17 protein-coding genes and 1 pseudogene are annotated in these 22,177 nt (G+C 57.3%); 9 read left to right on the forward strand and 9 right to left on the reverse strand.

Features of this window, described 5'->3' with window-relative positions; translation table 11 throughout:
* Nucleotides 1-96: 96 nt before the first annotated feature.
* Both JTJ32_RS01515 and JTJ32_RS01520 read left to right on the forward strand, forming a co-directional pair.
* Nucleotides 97-843, forward strand: a complete 747-nt coding sequence (locus tag JTJ32_RS01515) for an SDR family oxidoreductase (RefSeq protein WP_184319021.1) — start codon at nt 97-99, stop codon at nt 841-843.
* On the forward strand, nt 843-1,025 hold the full coding sequence (locus tag JTJ32_RS01520; RefSeq protein WP_236059145.1) for a hypothetical protein: 183 nt from the start codon (nt 843-845) through the stop codon (nt 1,023-1,025). Before JTJ32_RS01515 ends, JTJ32_RS01520 begins: the two co-directional genes overlap by 1 nt.
* 149 nt (nt 1,026-1,174) lie before the next feature.
* Here JTJ32_RS01520 and JTJ32_RS01525 read toward each other — a convergent pair whose 3' ends face one another.
* The 6 genes and pseudogenes from JTJ32_RS01525 to JTJ32_RS01545 form a co-directional block, all read right to left on the reverse strand.
* Entirely contained in the window at nt 1,175-2,131 is a 957-nt protein-coding gene (locus JTJ32_RS01525) for a diguanylate cyclase domain-containing protein (protein ID WP_184319024.1), read from the reverse strand.
* Between the two features lies 1 nt (nt 2,132).
* Entirely contained in the window at nt 2,133-6,200 is a 4,068-nt protein-coding gene (locus JTJ32_RS01530) for a CHASE domain-containing protein (protein WP_236059146.1), read from the reverse strand.
* Nucleotides 6,201-6,803: 603 nt separating this feature from the next.
* Nucleotides 6,804-6,890, reverse strand: a pseudogene (locus JTJ32_RS26650) (type 4 pilus major pilin); the annotation flags it as partial.
* Nucleotides 6,891-7,039: 149 nt separating this feature from the next.
* Nucleotides 7,040-9,310, reverse strand: a complete 2,271-nt coding sequence (gene katG / locus JTJ32_RS01535; RefSeq protein WP_184319027.1) for a catalase/peroxidase HPI — start codon at nt 9,308-9,310, stop codon at nt 7,040-7,042.
* Nucleotides 9,311-9,600: 290 nt separating this feature from the next.
* On the reverse strand, nt 9,601-10,506 hold the full coding sequence (locus JTJ32_RS01540; protein WP_408004566.1) for a DUF1460 domain-containing protein: 906 nt from the start codon (nt 10,504-10,506) through the stop codon (nt 9,601-9,603).
* Between the two features lie 366 nt (nt 10,507-10,872).
* A complete protein-coding gene (locus JTJ32_RS01545) occupies nt 10,873-12,162 on the reverse strand; it encodes a M20 family metallopeptidase (RefSeq protein WP_099229801.1) in 1,290 nt (429 codons plus the stop codon).
* Nucleotides 12,163-12,421: 259 nt separating this feature from the next.
* Here JTJ32_RS01545 and JTJ32_RS01550 point away from each other — a divergent pair, with 259 nt between their 5' ends.
* Nucleotides 12,422-13,657, forward strand: coding sequence for an alpha/beta fold hydrolase (locus JTJ32_RS01550; protein ID WP_408004567.1), 1,236 nt, complete (start codon nt 12,422-12,424; stop codon nt 13,655-13,657).
* Between the two features lie 254 nt (nt 13,658-13,911).
* Nucleotides 13,912-14,970, forward strand: a complete 1,059-nt coding sequence (gene nadA, locus JTJ32_RS01555; protein WP_210040504.1) for a quinolinate synthase NadA — start codon at nt 13,912-13,914, stop codon at nt 14,968-14,970.
* 76 nt (nt 14,971-15,046) lie between these two features.
* Here the strand turns inward: nadA and JTJ32_RS01560 are convergent, their stop codons facing one another.
* On the reverse strand, nt 15,047-16,480 hold the full coding sequence (locus JTJ32_RS01560) for a M48 family metalloprotease (protein ID WP_099229805.1): 1,434 nt from the start codon (nt 16,478-16,480) through the stop codon (nt 15,047-15,049).
* Nucleotides 16,481-16,620: 140 nt separating this feature from the next.
* Between JTJ32_RS01560 and JTJ32_RS01565 the strand changes: the two genes are divergently transcribed.
* Both JTJ32_RS01565 and JTJ32_RS01570 read left to right on the forward strand, forming a co-directional pair.
* The gene (locus JTJ32_RS01565; protein ID WP_004879200.1) at nt 16,621-16,872 is read left to right on the forward strand and encodes a sulfurtransferase TusA family protein; all 252 of its coding nucleotides are present in this window, start codon (nt 16,621-16,623) and stop codon (nt 16,870-16,872) included.
* A gap of 31 nt (nt 16,873-16,903) precedes the next feature.
* Nucleotides 16,904-17,974: an AI-2E family transporter gene (locus tag JTJ32_RS01570; protein WP_099229807.1), complete on the forward strand. Its 1,071-nt coding sequence runs from the start codon at nt 16,904-16,906 to the stop codon at nt 17,972-17,974.
* A 51-nt stretch (nt 17,975-18,025) separates the two neighbouring features.
* On the opposite strand, the gene JTJ32_RS01575 is transcribed toward JTJ32_RS01570, so the two are convergent.
* Entirely contained in the window at nt 18,026-18,499 is a 474-nt protein-coding gene (locus tag JTJ32_RS01575) for a peroxiredoxin (RefSeq protein WP_122208440.1), read from the reverse strand.
* A 9-nt stretch (nt 18,500-18,508) separates the two neighbouring features.
* Entirely contained in the window at nt 18,509-19,072 is a 564-nt protein-coding gene (locus JTJ32_RS01580) for a glycine cleavage system transcriptional repressor (RefSeq protein WP_004879204.1), read from the reverse strand.
* A gap of 325 nt (nt 19,073-19,397) precedes the next feature.
* Between JTJ32_RS01580 and dapA the strand changes: the two genes are divergently transcribed.
* From dapA to JTJ32_RS01595, 3 genes are read left to right on the forward strand one after another with little or no spacing between them, the layout of a single operon-like run.
* Nucleotides 19,398-20,276, forward strand: a complete 879-nt coding sequence (gene dapA, locus JTJ32_RS01585; RefSeq protein WP_004879206.1) for a 4-hydroxy-tetrahydrodipicolinate synthase — start codon at nt 19,398-19,400, stop codon at nt 20,274-20,276.
* A gap of 18 nt (nt 20,277-20,294) precedes the next feature.
* Nucleotides 20,295-21,413 carry an NlpB/DapX family lipoprotein gene (gene bamC, locus JTJ32_RS01590; protein WP_099229811.1) on the forward strand — a complete coding sequence of 373 codons (1,119 nt, stop codon included), beginning with the start codon at nt 20,295-20,297 and terminating at the stop codon, nt 21,411-21,413.
* On the forward strand, nt 21,414-22,172 hold the full coding sequence (locus tag JTJ32_RS01595; RefSeq protein WP_004879212.1) for an MBL fold metallo-hydrolase: 759 nt from the start codon (nt 21,414-21,416) through the stop codon (nt 22,170-22,172). It begins immediately after the preceding gene.
* Nucleotides 22,173-22,177 lie beyond the last annotated feature (5 nt).

Below are 22,177 nucleotides of genomic sequence, written 5' to 3' on the forward strand. Positions count from 1 at the left end.
TATTAGCCCCATCTTATCAGCGCAGTGGCATGAACATATAGTTGCTCTCAGAAGGTCAGTCGTCCGGCTGACCGTCACAAACGAGAGTAAATTGACATGTCCCGCTTACAAGGCAAGCGTACCCTCATCACTGGCGGCACCAGCGGCATCGGTCTGGAGACCGCCAAGCAATTTCTCGCCGAAGGCGCACGCGTGATCGTCACAGGTGTCAATCCTGAGTCCATGGCAAATGCTCAAGCCATTTTAGGTAGCGAAGTCCTGGTGCTGCGAGCCGACTCAGCTAATGTCGCAGCCCAGAAGGAGCTGGCGCAGGCTGTCCAGTCTCATTACGGGCAGCTCGACGTTGCCTTCCTCAATGCCGGAGTATCCGTCTGGATGCCAATCGAAGACTGGAACGAGGAGATGTTTGATCACTCCTTCAACATCAACGTCAAAGGCCCTTACTTCCTCCTGCAAGCATTGCTGCCGGTCTTCTCCAATCCTGCATCGGTGGTTCTTAATACCTCGGTAAGTGCACACTTGGGCGACGCGCGTTCATCCGTTTATGCGGCAACGAAGGCGGCGTTTCTGAGCATGTCGAAAACGCTCTCCAGCGAGCTTCTCCCGCGGGGTATTCGTGTAAACGCGATCAGCCCTGGCCCGATCGATACTCCGCTGTACGACAAGCTGGGCATCCCCGATGCCTATCGCGAGCAGGTGAATAAAGATATCGCTGCGACGATACCCTTTGGCCGTTTCGGTACGCCTGAAGAAGTCGCCAAGGCGGTTCTGTATCTGGCATCGGACGAGTCCTGTTGGACTGTGGGAACGGAAATTATTGTTGATGGTGGGCGTTCGCTTTAATGGGCTACTTCGACATACTGGGATTCGAACCAGGTCATCCGTTGTTTGATGGACTTGGCCGCATTGCCGAGTGGCGGCATGCGCTGGCCAAGCGCGCGAGCGTTAAGGCGGCTGTCGCCGAGGAATATGCAGGCCGACTCCGCAAACATCTGCTGGAGGTGAATGCCATCGTAGTCTGCTGAGTCATACCTATCAGTCCAGCCGCTCGCATGGCGCGACTTAGCCTGTTGCGATTGTGGGGGCTGGGTATTAGTGTCCGGTTTTGCAGGGGCAAGTCCACTGGTTTTGTTTGATCGAGCCCGCAGCCTCTTGCTTTGTCGTCTTGATCACCTCAATCCTTGAGCGTTATTGGTACCAGCCTGCTGCAATTTCTACCGTCATGTTTGGCTTTGTAGAGGGCGCGATCAGCTTCTGCCAGTAATGCCACCACCATCAAGTCGGACGGAGTGGCGACAGTCTTTGCACTGTTTATGACAGTGTCTGTGCCAGCTTCAAGACTGGCCACCCCGATAGAAACGGTCAAACGGCCACATTCACTGGTCTCGTGAGGCCTGCCCAGGTTGAAGATATGAGTGACAATTTCATCCGCCAACCTGCATGCGCCTTCTGCTCCTGTGTCGGGCAAGAGAATCGCAAACTCCTCACCTCCATAGCGGGCCACCAAGTCCGTGGATCGATTCACACAATCCTTTAAAGCGTGAGCGACGGTAATCAGGCATTCGTCGCCTTTCAAATGGCCGTAGGCATCGTTGTAACGCTTGAAAAAGTCAATATCCAGCAGTAATAGTGAAAACGCACTTTGAGTACGCCGGACACGCAGCCATTCGCGCTCAATGTTCTGGTCAAGAAAACGACGATTGGCCAATCCGGTAAGGCCATCCGTCTGTGCCAACAGATTGAGCTGATCAATGGCCATTTTCAGACGTAGATGTGTTTTTACGCGGGCTGTCACGATTGACGGTTGAATAGGCTTCCCGATGAAGTCGACCGCCCCTAGCGCCAGCCCGGCTTCTTCTATTCGAGTTTCAGTATGGCTTGTGATGAATATAACGGGAATGTCTCTAAGGAGTTGGTCGTCCTTAATGATTTCGCAAACTTCAAATCCGCTTATTTCCGGCATTTCTGCATCAAGCAGGATCAAGTCCGGGCGCAGTTCCTGAATCATCTTCAGGGCCTGAGCACCTCCGGTGGCAAAGCGTATCTGACCAAGCCCTTGCAAGGTTTTGCTCAGTACCCGGATGGCAGAAATGTCGTCATCCACGATCAATAAGCTGGGGGTAGATTGCATCTCAAGACTCCGTTCGCAAATCGGCGCGCTCGAGTAACAGCAAGGCCTTCTCGAACTCAAGGCTTTCAATAGCTTGCCAAAGTTGCTCAACCAATGCGGCGCCAGCGGCGGCCTGTAGAGCCGTAACTGCCATCGGAAACTGATCCAGTGCCGCGATATCGTGGTGTTTGAGCAGTTTTTGTAGAATCGCCAATGCCTGTGTCGCTGTCTCTATGTCGTTATCGGCACGTGGGGTAGGCAAGGGGGCGTTCTGCAAATGTGCACACCGATTCTGAAACAGCGAAAAGTCATCGCTTACCGCTTCCAAAGCATGCGATGGATCCTTTCCGTCGAGCAGCAGCGTTTCCGCCTGCCCGGCAAGTTTTCCCAGCGTCGATGCGCCTAGCAAATTAGCAACGCCGCGCAGTTTGTGTAGATCTGCAATCAACTCACTTGGGGCTGAATCTATTAGGCGCAAAGCCGATGTTCTATCTCCGAACCTGGCAAACTCGCTAAAAAAGCGTCGAAGGGAGGTCAGAAATAATGGCAGGTCATTTCCAAGCCTGTCGGCAACTTCTTTTATTTCAATTCCCTCTATCTGAGGCCACTCCGCGGTCGGCTGTATATTTTGCGAGGTTTTGCCCACCGACAGCGGAGCGCCACGGGCTCGCTCAACCGCCAGGCGTATGGCTCTGATAAGGGCTACAGGTTCCAGAGGTTTGGTCAGGAAGTCGTTCATGCCTGCCAGTTCAGCCCGCCGCCGCTCTTCGGCCAGTGCGCCTGCCGTCAGTGCCAGGATGGGCAGCCGTGTGAGACCCAGTTCGCTTCGTATCCGTCGCGTCGCCTCGTACCCGTCCATCTCCGGCATTTGCACGTCCATCAGAACAGCATCAAAGAAATCGGGGGTTTTACGCAGACTTTCCAGAGCTAGCAGACCATTTGCTGCGGTCTGTACCAAAGCGCCCTGTTGTTGCAACAGGAGGCTTGCGACTTCCAGATTGATTTCGCTGTCATCGACGAGCAGCAGGTTCAGTCCTGTGAGCCACTGGTTGACGGTGGTGTCCATGCGTGTCGATTGGATGACCCTTTCAGTACTGCCTTGGTATTCCGCAACACACGTGTTGACGGCATTAAACAGTGCGGAGCTGTCCAATGGTTTAAGCAGCACTTTGGTGGCGACCAGTTCCAGTTCCAGCTTGGTCGAAGGCTCGGTAACCAGAATGACAGGGATATGCGTGGTTTTGATCAGGCGCTGAATGTCCTGTGTGTTCGGGCTTTGCCACTCCAGCAGCAGCACATCAGGTTGCGGATGGCCTTCTTGATTGAGTTGCTCCAAAACGCTGCGCTGTCCTTGTTCGTCCACAGGGCAGGTCGCGCGCCAGCCAAAGCCGCGGCACAACCGTTGCAGAGCTTTGGACGCGTATGTGTCCTCGCAAATGATAAGTACCTCCAGGCTACCTGGCATTCCCGAGGGTTCGATATCGCTTTTGCTTACCTTGAAGGGCAGCAAGACCCAGAACGCACTGCCTGAGCCAGGTTCACTTTCTACACCCACCTGGCCTCCCATCTGCTCGGCCAGCCCGCGTACCACTGATAGCCCAAGCCCGGTGCCGCCAAAACGCCGGGTAGTGGAAGCATCAGCCTGGGTAAATGGAGAAAACAGCTGATCAAGCACGTCAGGCGCCACGCCACAACCTGTGTCGCGAACAGTAAATCGAAGCCAGCAACCGTCAGCATCCAGGCTCTCACTACTCACGGTCACCTCGACACCGCCTTCAGCCGTGAATTTCAAAGCGTTGCCCACTAGATTCATCAGGATTTGAGTAATTCTCAAGGCATCGCCAATTAGCCGTGGTGGTAATTGAGTGAGGACGGTGACGGCAAAGTGCAAACCTTTTTCTTGAGCTTGTGGGGTGAACAGGTCGCGCAGCTCGGAGAGCAGTTGCCGCGGGTTGAAGGGATTGCTTTCCAGCCGCAATTCTCCGGCCTCGATTTTGGCAATGTCCAGAATGTCGTTGATGATCCCCATCAGGGATCGTCCGGCAATCTGCAGTTTTGATAGCAATTGGCGTTGCTGCTCATTCAAGGGCGTGTTGTAGAGCAGATGGGCGATGCCGATCACTGCATTCATGGGAGTACGAATTTCATGGCTCATATTGGCCAGAAACAGACTTTTGGCCGCATTGGCGGCCTCTGCGCTCGCTTTGGCGGCTTGTATCTCTGCGCTGTTGCGAAGTCGCTCTGTGATGTCCTGAGCAATGCCCAGATGGCCTGTCAGTTCACCCTCGGCTGTCCGGATCGGGGTGATGATCATCGACACCGGTATCGTTGAGCTGTCTTTGCGTACATAGGTCCATTCTCGCGTTTCAGAGCCCTCCATGGCTGCTTTGTAGCAAAAGACATCCACACCTTCGATTGGCACGCCATATTCGATGCTCAGTTCTTTGGAGCGCTGATCGATTTCTTTTTGAAGATGGAAATCCATGGGCGTTCTGCGCCTGAGCATTTCCGAATTGCTGTAGCCCAGTAACAATTCGGCGCCTCGATTAAAGACGATGATCTGTCCCTGGAGGTCGGTGGCAATGATTGACACTTTCGAGGAGGCATCAAGTACCGCCTGCAGCAGGCCGGCAAGTCTGGAGAGTTCGGCGGTGCGTTCAGCAACTTGCCGCTCAAGCTGGGCGTTGAACTCCATCAGGTAGCGCTCGACGCGCTTTCGGTCAGTGATGTCGTGCATCATTTTGGCAGCGCCCAGAATGGTTCCATCCGTTTCGCGGATCAGGCTGCAGGTGATGGTCACGTCAATCAGATGACCCTCTCTGTGCAGGCGCTGGGTTTCCAGGGTCGAACCCCGCTCACCTCGCGCGACGCCTTCAAGCAGCTCCTCGTCCTCATGAACCCGAGAGGAGGGAACCAGAAGAGGAGCAAGCGGATTGCCCAGTACCTCTTGCTCGCTGTAACCGAACATCTGCTCGGCCGCTCGGTTCCAGGTAATGATCGTTCCATCCAGCGCTTCACCAATGATGGCATCGCTGGAGTTCTCAACGATGGTTGCCAGTCTGGCTTGGCCCGCAATCACCTGCTGCTTGCGCTGACGTGAGAGCATCAAGGTGGCGATCAGCCCCGTCAAAAAAAGGCTTGCCATAATCCCGATCAAAAATACCCGGCTGGCTGGAGCCGCACCGAGTCCGCTTACGAAACTAGGATAAGCTGCGATTTCAATACGCCACACGCGTCCATATATCTCGCGTTTCAGGGTGTGCGTATGCACAACCTCCGGCTCCGAGGTACCGCCAGGAGACTGATAGAGCAACTGTTCGCCATCGCTTACATCATAAAGCGCCAAATGCAGTCTCTGGTTGGCTGGGTCGAGGTTGCTGATGACCTCCCGCATGGCCAGAGGTGCGTAAGTCCAGCCAATAAGGGCTGCTTCACGCTGTTCCACATCAGCTGGTGTTTCAGGCGTGCGGTACACGGGGAGCAGGAAAAGAAAGGAACGCAAATGGTCTTCGCTGTTCTGCTTCAGTGTGATGGGCGCAGACAGGGTTGCAACTCCGGTGCGCATGGCATGAACAGCTGCATCGCGACGTCGCTCTTCAGAGGCAATATCCAGCCCCAGTGCCTGAGCATTGCGCGCCAGTGGATCAATGAATTGAATGATGAATCGATCACCGGAATGTCTATTGAGCTGGGTCACACTGAATTGGGGATTTCCATCCGCTCTTACTCGGGTAAGAAACGTGGACTCCTCTTTAGCTGAAACTCGCCGAATGAACCCGAATCCTCGCGCGCCAGGGTATTCCTTCTCTATGTTCCGTCCTTGGCTGTAGCGGCTCATCTGACTGCTGTTGACATGATCCAGATCGAGCATATGGATGGCTCCGCGCAGGCCTCGCAGGCGATATTCATAGATCCTGAGTCGGGCCTGCAGACTGTCACCGAAAACTCTTCCTACTTCCTCAAGTGCCCCATTTGTTTCTCGGTCGATTATTTTGGATTGTTCAAGGCTGGCGACATAACTGATCAGCAGTCCTACCAGCAAAACAGGCGCAATCCATCTGCTGAGTACATTGAAACCGTTGGCCTTCAAAAGCTCGCACTCCTTGCTGCTTCAAAGGGGGGTAGACGCAAAAAATTGCCCCCATTAGTGTGTTGTTCAGTCCTTCAGATGTTCACGCTGACGAGAGCAGTAAGCACTCTCGATGTCGCGCCGCGCTGCACCGACCGGCCTTTTGATCGAGAGGGCGGCTACTGGAGTTTGGCTAGCGCGTCAGCCCACCAGTTGAACGCTGTATAGCATTGCGAACCTCTTATACCCTCAGCCAAAGGTGTTTGCCTGAGGGTGCACAAAAATTCTGATCTAAGTGAACAAACGACGAATCCGGGAGATCAGTTTGAGGGTAAGCGTAGATCGTTTCGACGCCTTCGCCAGATGCACTTTTTCCTCATTTCTCGTCCTTGGTAGTGGATGTGCTTGATAGCTTGTCGATTGTTGAAAGTCGTATGTCTGCGTCACGAGTACCTTGCAGCTTGATTGATCGAAGGCATTCGTGTTGCTGGAACCAGCGGGAAGGTAGTGGGTGTTGCGCAGCATCTAAGGCGCGTTGCAGGCGTGGTCAGACGGGTGCGAAGCTATCCTTCAACGACCTGGCTGCGGCGTCAGCTAGCTGCTGCTGTTGCTGAACCGCGATCAGTAGCCAAGACTGTCTTTGAACTTCCGTGTATTGGCGATCAACCGTCCGACGTTGCCTTGCACGTTATTGACGTCTGCGCTGCCCAACCGTTAGGTGCTTTCCGAGGTCGCTGCCGGCGGCAAGGGGAGATTGAAATCTGTAATCTAATCGTGCAGGCGGGGCTTTTTGCTCGATATCAGACAAAAAAACGCCTCCACAAGGGAGGCGTTCCTGAGCACTTGATGCATCCAGAACATCAAGCCAGATCGAAGCGATCCAGATTCATCACTTTGGTCCAGGCCGCGACGAAGTCTCTGACAAACTTCTCCTGCGCATCCGAACTGCCGTAAACCTCGGAAATCGCACGCAGTTGAGCGTGTGAACCGAAGACCAGATCGACACGGGTGCCGGTCCATTTGACGGCGCCGGTCTTGCGATCACGAGCCTCGAAGGTGTCGTTGGCACCCGAGGTCGCTTTCCACTCGACGCTCATGTCCAGCAGATTCTTGAAGAAGTCGTTGGTCAGGGTGCCCGGCTTGTCAGTGAACACGCCGTGTTGGCTCTGGCCGACGTTGATGTTCAAGACCCGCAGACCGCCCAGCAGCACACTCATCTCCGGTGCGGTCAGGGTCAGCAGTTGCGCCTTGTCGACCAGCAACGATTCTGCCGAGACTTTGTAATGCCCTTTCTGGTAATTGCGGAAGCCATCGGCAATCGGTTCCAGGAAGCTGAACGACTCGACGTCGGTCTGCTCCTGAGACGCGTCTGCGCGGCCCGGGGTGAACGGAACCGTGACGTGCTGGCCTGCATTTTTCGCAGCCTGCTCGACACCTGCACTGCCTGCCAGGACGATCAGGTCAGCGAGTGAAACTTTCTTGCCGCTCGACTGGGCTGCGTTGAATTCGCTCTGGATACCCTCAAGTGTCTTCAGGACACCTGCCAACTGCTCAGGCTGGTTCACAGCCCAATCCTTCTGTGGCGCCAGGCGCAGACGACCGCCATTGGCACCGCCGCGTTTGTCCGAGCCACGGAAGGTGGAGGCTGCTGCCCATGCGGTTGAAACCAGCTGCGGGACCGAAAGGCCCGACGCGAGGATTTTGGCCTTGAGTGCGGCGATGTCCTGGTCATCTACCAGCGCGTGATCGACGTCCGGAATCGGGTCCTGCCACAGCAACTCTTCAGCAGGTGTTTCCGGGCCGAGATAACGGGCCAGCGGGCCCATGTCGCGGTGAGTCAGTTTGAACCAGGCGCGGGCAAATGCGTCGGCCAGTTGATCAGGATTGGCCAGGAAGCGTCGTGAGATCTGCTCATAGGCCGGATCGAAGCGCAGCGCCAGGTCCGACGTCAGCATGCTGGGCGCATGACGCTTGGCCGGGTCGTGGGCATCAGGAATCTTGCCAGCGCCCGCGCCATTCTTGGGTGTCCATTGATGCGCGCCAGCCGGGCTTTTGGTCAGTTCCCATTCGAAGCCAAACAGGTTTTCGAGGTACTCGTTGCTCCATTTCGTCGGCGTCGACGTCCAGGTCACTTCGAGGCCGCTGGTAATGGTGTCGCCACCCTTGCCGGTGCCGAACTTGTTGCTCCAGCCAAATCCCTGTTCCTCAAGGCCGGCGGCTTCGGGCTCAGGACCGACGTTGTCGGCGGGGCCTGCGCCGTGGGTCTTGCCGAAGGCGTGACCGCCAGCGATCAGGGCCACGGTCTCTTCGTCATTCATCGCCATGCGGCCGAAGGTTTCACGGATATCCTTCGCCGACGCAACCGGATCAGGCACGCCTTCAGGCCCTTCCGGGTTGACGTAGATCAAGCCCATCTGCACTGCGGCCAACGGGTTTTCCAGATTTCGCTCGCCTTTATCGGTGCGGCTTTCTTCGTTCGCGTGGTTTTCAGGCTCGGCCACCAGCGTACCGTCGCCCGGCTGCTGCATTTTCTTCTGCGCGCCGTAGCGCTCTTCGCCACCCAGCCAAGTGGTTTCGGAGCCCCAGTACACATCTTCTTCCGGCTCCCAGACATCCGGACGACCGCCGGAGAAACCGAACGTCTTGAAGCCCATGGACTCCAGCGCGACGTTACCGGTCAGCACGATCAGGTCAGCCCAGGAAATCTTGCGGCCATACTTTTGCTTGACTGGCCAGATCAGGCGACGTGCCTTGTCCAGGCTGACGTTGTCGGGCCAGCTGTTGAGCGGTGCAAAGCGTTGCTGACCGGCACCTGCACCACCACGGCCGTCACCTGTACGGTAAGTCCCGGCGCTGTGCCAGGCCATGCGAATGAACAGCGGGCCGTAATGGCCGAAGTCTGCCGGCCACCAGTCCTGGGACTGAGTCATGACAGCACGCAGGTCCTGTTTGACCGCTTCGAAATCAAGGCTCTTGAATTCTTTGGCATAGTCGAAACTCTCGCCCATCGGGTCGGAGAGCGAGGAATGCTGATGCAGAATCTTCAGGTTCAGCTGCTTGGGCCACCAGTCACGGTTGGTGGTGCCGCCGCCAGCAGCATGGTTGAAGGGGCATTTCGATTCAGTTGACATGCTTGGTACACCTTTTTGTCATTGCGTGCCGCCATCCGGTCCACTCGCGGGACTTCAGACAGTAGGGATGGAACTCAACAGCGCTGCGTTCATACCCGTCTCTCGACCAATGATCAGGCCATCTCCACGGATACGTTGCGTTGCATTGCGGTGAACAGATTGCTGCGAGACGGGCCCACAACGCGCAACGCAGGTTTGAGCGCATTCTTATCATCAGGGTAAAACCACACGGCTTTCGCCACGCCCACTCAGATTAGCCTTCTTCACGAAGATTTCTAATAGAAAGAACGTTAAGGCGTGATAGGTAAATGTCTGGCGCCATCCCGCGGGAGATGTGTCAGGAGGGGAGGTGATGAGTCAGCTTGTATTTTGGATCTGTAAACAATGATTCCCGGTTTCTGCGACACGTACTCCAGAAAGGGCAGGTCGACCACCTTTCCTTTTTTCAACGAGGCATGCCTCAAAACCGGGCCTTTGTCCGTTCTTATGAAGAAACCGACGTGAGTCACGTCAAGCCCCGGAAGCGATGTGTAGAGACCGATGTAATCACCCGTCTGCAAGCGACTGATCACTTTTTTGTCGACGAACTTGCTGGGGATATACGTGATCATGCGCCTGACTGTGGGCAAACCGGGGAGGTAGAACGTCCCATCGCTCTTTGCATTGAGGTTCTTTTCGATGCTGACTGCGTGGGGGCTTATCTGAGCAGTCAAATCGTCTGCCAGGCTGTGGTCTTTATCGCTCGCCCAGTCGCTGAAGAAATGCCTGCGGTTCAAAAAACCGAGGGTGCCGTTTTTGTAACGGGTCTCGATCAGGTTGTGTACGAAATCCGGTTTCGATGAGGATTTTCTCAGCGCTTCCACGTATTCCAGATAGGTAAAACAATCCAGCCCTCTAAAATCAATGACCAACTGTTCTGCAGCGTTGTTCGAACCCTTCAGCATGTTGGCGCGATACGGCGTACCCATGAAAGACGCTGAAATCGCGTTGGCTCTCTGGTCTGTCGGCTCAAGGCTTTCTTGTTGGGCTTTCAGGATCGCGTCAATTTTCGTGGAGGTGTAAATGTCCAGTTTCAAGTGTGTGGACGGGCGTGTCGCTGTCGGTTGATGGGAGGGATTGTTCAGCGCTTCGGATTCAGGAATGGCGCATCCTGTCATGGCCACCGATGTCAAAGCCAACGCAAGAATTCTTCGTATCGTGTGTGCAATCATTTTTAAATTCTTATCAATCCCTGCGTGGCGATGATGACCATTTCTCCGGTTCTGATTGCCGACTCTGTCGGTCAGGATTTCATGGAGTCATTGACCGGCGAATGTACGGTTGTACCTGATGCGACAGTGCCCTTATCCAGCGTTTGACGAAAGACAGATCACATCAGCAGGCGGAGTTTACGCATGACAGTGCAGGCGTTTCGGTAGTTTTCACAATGAATTTTTGTTTACGCTGAATCGAGAAATAAGACGTGTGGCTATCGCTCGAAACATCGAATGCGTGAATCGCCGCGGATGCTCGATGCTCCGGACGCCCGTAGAGCGAAATACAAACGCTGCGAAAGCGCGTTATCAATAACGGCTCATGAAAATCGCAGCCCGCTTGGTCGCGATCGGCAGAGAGCTCACGTCCAGTGTTTCGTTCTCACTGTGCGCGCCAGTGCCCCAGGCACCCAGTCCATCAAGGCTGGCGCTCACGTAAGGGTTTACATAGGACACGTCTGCTCCACCCCGGTCAGCGGACGGTGCAGACTCCAGCGCCGGGCCGTCCAGGTCTCGACTCACGCGACTGTAGGCCTCCAGCAATTTTTGGTTGCTGTCGCGTTCGGCCATGACGGGCATGATCGCCTTGATCGTTATTTCGCTGGTGGTCTGCGGTAACGGGCGGCTGACGATTTCCTTCAGCCGAGTCTCTGCCGATTGTCGTTGCTCGTCGTTCTTGAAGCGCAGGTCGCCGTGCACGAGCACTGATTTGGCCACCGTGGTCTTTCTGCCGGAAGCCGTGCCTTGCCCGCTCGCGACGTCCTCGCTTGCAGTAGAGCCGCCAAGCATCAGGCCGGGGTTGATGGTCAGGCCGTCTTCGGTGGAAAGCGTCGAGCGAATCTCGTCAAGCACACGAGCCGATTCATACACCGCGCCATAGCCGGTTTTAGGTTGAAAGATGGTCGCAGAGTGGTTATCCAGACCGGTGCTGGTCAGAAACCACTCGCTCAAGCCTCTGCGATCAGTCACCAACTGGTTGGGCGACAGAGCGAATTCGAACCCTAGCGCAATGTCGCTTTTTTTCGCTTCGTCTATCAGTACGCTTCTTGAAAGGGTGGTTGGCTTGGCGGCAAACTCCTCGTCGCCGACCAGTACGACCACAATGTTCATGGTGTCGAGCGCACCGGTGCTCTTCAGGGCCTGAAGGGCATAGAGCATTGTCACCATGCCGCCTTTATCGTCGATCACCCCAGGGCCTTTGGCTTTCTTGCCGCCTTCGGTGTAAGTGAACGTCTGGAAGTTGCTGTTTTCCGGGAAAACCGTATCCAGGTGGCCGATCAGTAACAGTCGTTTTGCAGACCTGTTTCCTTCATGCCGCGCGACGAGGCTTCCGGCATGTTTCATTTCCGTCGGCAGTTCATGCCAGCGGGTGTCGAAACCCAAGGCTTCGAATTTCTGCTTCATGATGTTGCCGACTCGTATGACACCGGCTGCGTTGTCGGTGCCACTGTTGATGTTCACAAGTTGCTCAAGTAGCGCTATCTGTTCTGCACGGCGGCTATCGATGTAAGAGACCATATTCTGTTCATCAAGCGTCGATCCGGCCATTGCTCCGCTGGATGCAAGAAGCAGGGTGAGTAAGCAGGTAATCTTTTTCATGTTTTAGCGGATCCATGTACTGCGCAGAAGGTCGTGATCGCCGTTTGGAGCGGGACCAGACCTTCATACAGTGTGTCGGCGGGGGGGCCTGCAGTCAGTGCGTCGATAAGCGTAACTTAAAGAATTCGCGTCTCCGGTTAACATTTCTTCATGGGAAGAGGGGCAGAAAAGCCGGTAGCGTCGACAGGCTTTGTTGCCGGAAAGGGGTAGGAGGCTTTTTTATCAATGGGCTTTAAACGCGCTGGAAGACGAGGCTGATATGTACCCACTGCATGGCTCGATGTGCCGTTTGATGAGCGCTTTGTTCGTGTTGCTGATGCTGATGGCACTGCAGAGCGGGTGCAGTGGCGCCGTTGATCGCATTTCTGTGGGCGATGGCGGTGTCCCGGACTTTTACATCTGGACCGAAAGCGTGCCAGCGGTACCGGGAAAGATGCTGCGCGCCGAGCCAATGGCGGCCTCGCAGAGTCTTGAGGAAGCGTCCAGAAATATCCGCTTTCTATACACCTCCACCGAGGGCGTTGAAGGCCTTGAGCCGGTCATCGTCTCTGGTGCGTTGTTCATTCCTCAGGGCAATCCGCCGGCGGGTGGCTGGCCGCTGATGGCGTGGGCACATGGCACGGTGGGCAGTGCCGATGTCTGCGCGCCGTCTTTCGCAGGGCGAAGCGCGCGTGATACCCGTTACCTGAATCAATGGCTTGCGCAAGGCTACGCTGTGGTCGCGACCGATTATCAGGGGCTTGGTACGCCAGGGCCGCACCCATATGGGCTGACTCGTCCACTCGCATTTGACATTCTCGACAGCATTCGAGCCGTCATGGGCAGCGGTTTCCCCCTCTCGAAACGGGTTGTGGTATTCGGTCAGTCTCAAGGTGGACGTGCAGCTTTCGCCACGGCGGTCTATGCCAGCACGTATGCGCCTGAGTTGAGTATTGTTGGCGTGGTCGCTACAGGCACGCCTTACGCCGGTGTGCACAAACGATCAAGCAAGGCGGGCGGATCAACGCCGTCGACGTTCTCGTATAACCTGTTGAGGCTCAATACCGGGACGTTGCTCGATCCATCTTTTGTAGCTGCCGACTACCTGAGCGAGCGTGCGATTGCAGCATACAAACTCAGCCAGCGCGCCTGTCTCCATGCCATCGAACAGCAAGTGATTGCGGATCATCTGACGTTCGACAACAGTTTCAAGCGTTCACCAAAGCCCGTGCTCGACCTGATAAACCTCGCGTCGGTCTACCCGACATTGAAGTCGGATATTCCAATCTTCATCGGGACCGGCGGGCGAGATCACGACGTCTCCGTTGACCAGCAGACCGCTTTGGTGGCTGATGCCTGTAAAGCAGGCAGCCGAATCGAATGGCATTTTTATCCCGAACTGGATCATTCGGGGACGGTAAACGGCTCGCTGACCGATTCGCTGAAGTTCGTTCACAAGGCATTTTCAGGAGAGCCCATTACGGGTAATTGCAAGACCGTCGTTCCGCACCTTTAAAGGATCGATTTCTTAAGAATGATCGGCATACCGCTTCACAAAATACGAGTCATTCTCATTGTGCGGGCGCTCTTTAAAACTGCTGTTAAATCAGCTTTTTAAAGTTAGAATCGGCCCCACCTTCATGCGCAGGACTGCCGCCTGCGCAAAAGCCGGAAGGTCTCGTCACAATGAGCGCCGCCGGCTTTTTTTAATGCCTGTCTTTCGGGTGTAAACTTGCCTCTCGCGCTCTAGCGCCTTCAGGTCCCGCGAACATGACACAGATTTCCGAACGCTTTCTGGTACAAGCGCATCTTGATGCCAAACAGCCCAAGGCGTTGAGCCCAGAAGAGCAGGCCCATTACCGTGCCGAAATCGCAGCCGAGCTCAAGAAGCAGGATGCGGTGCTGGTGGCGCACTATTATTGCGATCCGGTGATACAGGCGTTGGCCGAGGAAACCGGTGGCTGTGTGGCTGACTCGCTGGAAATGGCGCGTTTCAGCAATAACCACAAAGCCAGCACGGTTCTGGTGGCGGGTGTACGTTTCATGGGTGAGACGGCCAAGATCCTTAATCCGGAGAAACGGGTATTCATGCCGACGCTGGAAGCGACCTGCTCGCTGGATGTCGGTTGCCCAGTGGAGGAGTTCTCGGCGTTCTGCGATCAGCATCCGGAGCGTACCGTTGTCGTCTATGCCAACACCTCGGCTGCGGTCAAAGCCCGCGCTGACTGGGTGGTGACCTCGGGCTGCGCCCTGGAAATCGTCGAGAGCCTGATGGACAATGGCGAGAAGATCATCTGGGCACCGGACAAGCACCTTGGGCGCTACATTCAGCGCGAAACCGGTGCCGACATGCTGCTGTGGGACGGCGCCTGCATCGTCCACGAGGAATTCAAATCCAAGCAGCTCGAGGACATGAAGGCGCTGTATCCCGACGCGGCGATTCTGGTGCACCCTGAGTCACCGGAGGCCGTCATCGAACTGGCCGACGTCGTGGGCTCGACCAGCCAGATGATCGCCGCCGCGCAACGCTTGCCGAACAAGACCTTTATCGTGGCCACAGACCGCGGCATCTTCTACAAAATGCAGCAACTGTGCCCGGACAAGGTCTTCATCGAGGCGCCAACGGCCGGTAATGGTGCGGCGTGCCGCAGTTGCGCGCATTGTCCCTGGATGGCGATGAACACCCTTGAACGCACGTTGCAGTGCCTGAGAGAGGGCTCCAACGAGATATTCGTCGATCCGGCGCTGATACCCAACGCTATACGCCCGTTGCAGCGCATGCTGGATTTCACCCAAGCGGCGCGTATGAAGCAGGCAGGCAACGCCTGACGTGTATTGGCGCGCAAACGAAAAGCCCGACTGTCAGGTCGGGCTTTGTGTTTCTGTGACTGAGGGTGCAGTGCGGTCAGTTCATCATTTCCTTGACCATGCGTTCCTGCTCGATCAGGTCCTTCTGCCGCGCGTCGATACGTGAAGCCAGCTGAAAGTTGTTGGCAGAGCGACGCTTGGCGAAGTCCAGTTGCTGGATGGCCTGACGGAAATCACCCACCAGTGCGAAGTACTCGGCGCGAGCCTGATGCAGACCGACCGTGTTGCCGTTCAAACCGCGTGTTTCTGCCACGACATACCAGATGTCCGGATCGTCGGGGCGCGTCTTGAGCAGCGCCTCAAGGCTTTTCTCGGCTTCGGCGGTGCGATTCTGCTTGAGCAGCACGTCGATACGCACATCGTTGAGCGGGTAGTTGTTCGGGTACAGCGCCAGCATGCGGTCGACCCGTTGCTGCGCGTCAGGCAGGCGGTTGTTGGTGATGTCCAGTTCGATCTGCGTCAGGTTGTAGGTGATGTCGTTCGGGGATTTCTCCAGCAATGGCTTGAGGCTCTCGCGGGCCTCATTGAGCTGACCGCCCTTGATCTGTGCGATGGCCAGGCCATAGCGTGCGGCTTCCGATTTCGGGTTTTCAACCAGCTGGGCGCGGAAGCGTTTGGCGGCGATGCCCGGTGTTTCCTCGTAGATCAGCGCAACCCGTGCCCGCATCAGCTGATAGAGCACGCTGTCTTCCTTGCCGCCCGGTTTGGCCTGTTCGGCGCGGTTGCGGGTGTCGGCGATCCGCGACTCGCTGACCGGGTGAGTCAGCAGGAACTCTGGCGGCCTGGCATCGAACCGATACTGACGCATCAAACGCTCGAACATGGTCGGCATGTTGCGTGGGTCATAGCCGGCTTTTTCCAGGTTGAGGATGCCGATGCGATCGGCTTCCTGCTCGTTCTGGCGCGAGAAACGACGCTGTTCCTGAATGGCCGCAGCCTGTGAGCCGGCAATCGCGGCGATGCCTGCATCACCGGCCCCGGCGGCAGCCATCACGATACCGGCCAGCATGGCGGCCATGACCGGCACCTGCATGCGCTGCTGCGCCTCGATGCCTCGGGCGAAGTGACGCTGAGACAAGTGGGCGAGTTCGTGGGCGAGCACCGAAGCGTATTCGCCTTCGGTCTGGGCATTGAGAAACAGGCCGCCGTTGACGCCGATGATCCCGCCGGGTGCGGCGAAGGCGTTCAGCTGGGGGCTGTTGATCAGAATGAATTCAAGGCGCCGGTCCTGGACCTGGCTGGTTTCGGCCAGGCGATAGACCGTCGTCTCGACGTAATCCTTTAGCTGAGGGTCCGAGAGCTGGCTGACCTGGCCACGCAGCAGGCCCAGCCAGGCGCGGCCCAGTTTGTGTTCCTGCTCGGGAGAAACGATGGAAGAACTCGCGTCGCCAAGGGATGGCAGATCATCGGCCATGCTCGGTACGGAAAACAGGCAGGCGAGCGTGAGCAGTGTGGGACGCAAAAAATTCATGCACGGAGCTCTTTTCTGAAGAGCCTGTACTGTAGCTGGCTAAATGGCGTGCTGACCAGAGTGAGGTATTCTTGCTGGCTGGCCAGCGATGCCTTTCGCAGCCAGCTTTGTAATTCGATGTGTCCGCCAGGAGAGAAACGATGTCTGACCCAGTAGCGCGCCCCGAGGCGTGTGACGCCGAGCTTGATGCGAGCGGACTCAACTGTCCGTTGCCCCTGCTCAAGGCCAAGATGGAGCTCAATCGTCTGGCCAGCGGTGCCGTGCTGAAAGTCATCGCGACCGATGCTGGTTCCCAGCGTGATTTCCGTACGTTTGCCAGGCTGGCTGGCCATGAGCTTGTGCATGAAGAGGTGGAAGCGGGAGTCTACCGTTACTGGCTGCGCAAGGCGTAATCAGCCGCGATTTTTCTGAAAGGGATGTTTGATGTTCAATGTGCTTCGCGGTTGGGTGCAACGCTACTTCTCTGACGAAGAAGCCGTGGTTCTGGCCGTTCTGTTGTTTCTGGCGTTTACCCTGGTGCTGACGCTGGGCGGAATGCTGGCGCCGGTCCTGGCCGGGCTGGTGCTGGCGTTTCTGATGCAGGGCGTGGTCAATTTTCTGGAGCGTTTTCGCGTGCCGGAAGTGGGTGCGGTAGGGTTCGTGTTTGCGTTGTTCATCGGCGCGCTGCTGGTGTTCCTGCTGGTGCTGGTGCCATTGCTGTGGCACCAGCTCATTACACTGTTCAACGAACTGCCGGGCATGCTCGCCAAGTGGCAGTCCCTGCTGCTGTTGCTGCCGGAGCGCTATCCGCATCTGGTCTCCGATGAGCAGGTGCTGCAGGCCATCGAGGTGGCTCGTGGCGAGATCGGCAAGTTCGGCCAACTGGCAGTCACTCTGTCCCTGTCGAGTCTGCCGCTGGTGGTCAACCTCATGATCTATCTGGTGCTGGTGCCGATTCTGGTGTTTTTTTTCCTCAAGGACCGCCGCATGATCGGGCGGTGGGCGCGGGGTTATCTGCCGCGCGAGAGGGCGTTGCTCAATCGCGTTGCTGAAGAAATGAATCGCCAGATCGCCAATTATATTCGTGGCAAGGTGATCGAGATCTTCATCTGCGGCGGCGTGACCTACGTCGCTTTCGTCGCGCTGGGGCTCAATTACGCAGCGCTGCTGGCGATGCTGGTAGGCATTTCAGTCGTCGTGCCTTACGTCGGCGCAGTGGTGGTGACCGTGCCTGTTGCATTGATCGGCCTGTTTCAGTGGGGCTGGGGCGATCAGTTCATCTACCTGATGATGGTGCACGGCATCATTCAGGCGCTGGATGGCAACGTGCTGGTGCCGTTGCTGTTCTCCGAGGCGGTCAACCTGCACCCGGTCGCGATCATCTGCGCTGTGCTGCTGTTCGGCGGGCTGTGGGGCTTCTGGGGGATTTTCTTCGCGATTCCGCTGGCGACCCTGTTCAAGGCCGTCCTTGATGCCTGGCCGCGCAATGAGCCAACCGTGGCGCCACTGCTGTAGCGTCGGGCGAATGTCGCTGCGGTACATTGCGCACCGCAGCGATTGGCCACATCAAGCCTTGTTCAGGGCTTCGGCCTGGGCCAGTACTTCGGCTACATGACCCGGCACTTTCACTCCACGCCATTCCTGACGCAGCACACCGTTCTTGTCGATCAGGAAGGTGCTGCGATCGACGCCAAGGTATTCCTTGCCATACAGCTTCTTGAGCTTGATCACGTCGAACAGTTGGCAGACCGCTTCGTCCTTGTCCGAAATCAGTTCGAACGGGAACGATTGCTTGGCCTTGAAGTTCTCGTGGGTCTTCAGGCTGTCGCGGGACACGCCCAGCACGACGGTGTTGGCAGCCTGGAACTGCGCGATATGATCGCGAAAGTCCTGGCCCTGCGTGGTGCAGCCCGGCGTGTTGTCTTTCGGATAGAAATAGATCACCACCTGCTGGCCCTTGAGCTCTGACAGGGTGACGGTCTGGCCGCTGGTGGCGGCTGCCTGGAAGTCGGGAACGGATTGATCTACTGCAACGGCCATGAGGATTCCTTACATCGGTGCTTGTGGGCGCCAGGGTTCGATCAGCGCGTCGAGATTCAGTGCGTCGGCAAAATCGAGGAACTGATCACGCAGCCAGCTGATTTGCGTACCGGCAGGCAACGTGACGGTGAAGGTGGCGTTGAGCATGGTGCCGCCTGTCTGCGGGGCCTGATAGGTGTCGCAGATCAGGTTCTCCAGTTCGACGTTGTGGTCGATGAAGAACTGGCACAGCTCGTTGATGATGTCCGGGCGGTACGCCGAGCTGACGTAGGCCACGTAGGGCAGGGCTTCCGGGCGGCTCTCGGAGGTGGCGCTGCGCACGACGCTGATCGTGAACGCATGCTTCTTGGCAAGGCCCGGCAGGCCGGTTTCGAGGCGCGCCAGGGCATCCCAGCTGCCGGCAACCTGAAGGATCAGTGCGCTGCACTCGCCGTGGCGGGTCAGGCGCGAGGTAACCACCGAGCAGCGATTTTCATGGCTGGCTCGGCACAGGACGTTGGTCAGCTCCATGGGGTTTGCGCCAAGGGCACTGATGACAAGGAATTGTTCGCGAACTGTGGGGGTGGACGACATGCAGCATTCCTAGACGATGAGCGGTCGGTACTTTTTTGGTCTTGCGGGGCTTTTTCGACAATCGAGAGCGCGAGACACCGACCTGAGCCCCGGTGCGTCTGGCGTGCATGGCCTGGCCATGGCTGGGCTGGAACGCGCTGGGGCGGGGCTTCTGGCGACAAATTCGACCGATTGAGCGAGGTGCGCAGGTGACCAGTACCGATCAAAGGACGAAGGGTAGCGAAAACCATCGCTCAGGGGAATGCTCAGAGCGCGGTACTTCGCTTGTACAAGCATGATAGCGCCAGTACCATTACGGCTCTCTTTTTCCGGCAGGAGCGGTTGCATGATTGCGGGCAGTATGGTGGCACTGGTCACACCCATGGATGCACAAGGTCGTCTGGACTGGGACAGCCTGAGCAAACTGGTGGACTTCCACTTGCAAGAGGGCACCAACGCCATTGTTGCCGTCGGCACCACAGGCGAGTCGGCGACGCTTGATGTGAACGAACACATCGAGGTTATCCGTCGCGTGGTCGATCAGGTGGCTGGACGCATTCCGGTGATTGCCGGTACGGGCGCCAATTCGACGCGTGAAGCGGTCGAACTGACCACCAACGCCAAGACCGCAGGTGCCGACGCGTGCCTGCTGGTGACGCCTTACTACAACAAGCCGACCCAGGAAGGCCTGTTCCAGCATTTCAGCCATATCGCCAATGCGGTCGACATTCCGCAGATTCTCTACAACGTGCCGGGCCGTACCGCCTGTGACATGCTGCCAGAGACCGTCGTGCGCCTGTCTGCCGTGAAGAACATCATCGGCATCAAGGAAGCCACCGGTAACCTGCAGCGCGCCCGTGACATCCTTGCAGGCGTCAGCAGCGATTTCCTGGTCTACTCCGGTGACGACGCCACTGCCGTCGAATTGATGCTGCTGGGTGGAAAGGGCAATATCTCTGTCACTGCCAACGTTGCACCGCGCGCCATGAGCGATCTGTGCGCTGCGGCCATGCGCGGCGATGCCGAAGCGGCCCGTGCGATTCACGAAAAGCTGATGCCGCTCAACAACACACTGTTTATCGAATCCAACCCTATCCCCGTGAAATGGGCCTTGCATGAAATGGGTCTGATGCCTGACGGTATCCGTCTGCCGCTCACCTGGCTCAGCGAAGCCTGTCACGAACCGCTGCGACAGGCCATGCGCCAGTCCGGCGTCCTGGTTTAATTGAGGAAGCACTACGCAATGAAGCGATTGGCCGGACTTTCTGCACTTGCCTTGATTATCTCCAGCACCAGCGGTTGCGGTTGGCTCTGGGGCGAAGACGGTTATTTCCGTGATCGCGGCAGTGATTACCTTCAAGCGTCCCAGACAGCACCGATGCAGGTGCCTGCCGACGTTTCCGGCGTCAAGCGCCTTGACCCGCTGCTGCCGATCCCGCGCAATGTCGCCGACAGCACGCAGAAGGACGGTGAATACGTCGTTCCGCGTCCGTTGCCGCTGGGAACCGCCTCCGAGTCCAGCGATTTCAGTCTGCAGAAGAGCGGTGACGCTCACTGGATTCTGGCTCAGCGCCAGCCTGCCGAAGTCTGGCCGGTTGCCCATCAGTACTTCGAGGACAACGGTTTTCGCATCGCTGAAGAGCGTCCGCAGACCGGTGAGTTCAGCTCCTCATGGCAGCGCCTCGACGAATTGTCCGCTTCGGTGGCCAAGCGTCTGACCGCCAGCGGCGTGTCGGCCGACTCGGAAACCCGAGTGCGGGTCCGTATCGAGCCGGGCGTGCAGCGCAACACCAGTGAAGTCTATGTGGTCAGCGTCGAGCGTCCTGCAGGCAGCACTGCCGATGTGGCGTTCCCGAACCGCACCACCAACCTGGGGCTGGATGCAGCGCTGACCGACGATCTGCTGGCCAGCATGAGCCGCAACGCCGAGAAGGGCGGTTCCATCTCCCTGCTGGCAGCGCGTGACTTTGACACCCCGAGCCGTGTCGCCCTGAGTGAAGACGGCAGCGGCAACCCGGTCCTGAACCTGGGTGCCGATCTGGATCGTGCATGGTCGAGTGTAGGCCGTGCGCTGGACCAGGGTGACTGGCGTGTCGAAGACATCAACCGCAGCCTGGGCCTGTACTACATCAACCTCGCAGAGAAGGCTCAGAAGCCTGAAAACGAGCCCGGTTTCTTCGGCCGCATGTTCGGCAGCAAGACCAGCAAGGAAGAGATTGATGCACGCGCCGAGCGCTATCAGGTTCGCCTGAGCAAGGTGGGTGACAACGTTCAGGTCACGGTCGAGAAGAACATCAATACCGTTGCGCCGGCAGATGTTGCCCGCCGCGTATTGAGCGTTATTCAAGACAACCTGGGTTAAGTGCGCTTCGCGGTTCTGGGCAGCGGCAGCCGTGGCAACGGCACGCTGGTCGCAAGCAACGATACGTACGTGTTGGTCGATTGCGGTTTCTCCCTGCGGGAAACCGAGCGACGCCTGGCTCGGCTGGGTGTCGCCGGCGAACAATTGAGCGCGATTCTGGTGACCCACGAGCATGCCGATCACGTGCATGGCGTGGGTTTGCTGTCTCGGCGTTACAATTTGCCGGTCTACCTCAGTGGCGGCACCTTGCGCGGGATGCGCAAGCCGGTCGAGGCGGCCGGATTGCTCACGGGTGGCGAGCGACTGCAGGTCGGCGCGCTGGACATCGACGTGGTGTCGGTCTCGCACGATGCGCTCGAACCCACGCAATTCGTCTTCAATGACGGTCGACGCCGCTTTGGCCTGTTGACCGATCTGGGGTCTTATTGCCCGAACGTGCTGCAGCGTTATCACGGCCTGGATGCCTTGATGATCGAAGCCAACCACTGCCGCGACATGCTTGCCCGGGGCCATTACCCGGTCTTTCTCAAGCAGCGTGTAGGCTGTGAAACGGGACATTTGAACAACCATCAGGCCGCCAACCTGGTGAGCGAACTGGGATGGCAGAGCTTGCAGCACCTCGTGCTGGCTCATCTCAGCAGCAAGAACAACCTGCCGCATCTGGCCCGGCAATGTTTTGTTGACACCCTCGGGTGCGACCCGGACTGGCTGCAACTGGCCGATCAAGATTCAGGGCTCGACTGGCGACACATCGCCTAGCCCAA

The organism is Pseudomonas alliivorans, assembly GCF_017826695.1.
GTDB classification, from domain to species: Bacteria; Pseudomonadota; Gammaproteobacteria; order Pseudomonadales; family Pseudomonadaceae; genus Aquipseudomonas; species Aquipseudomonas alliivorans.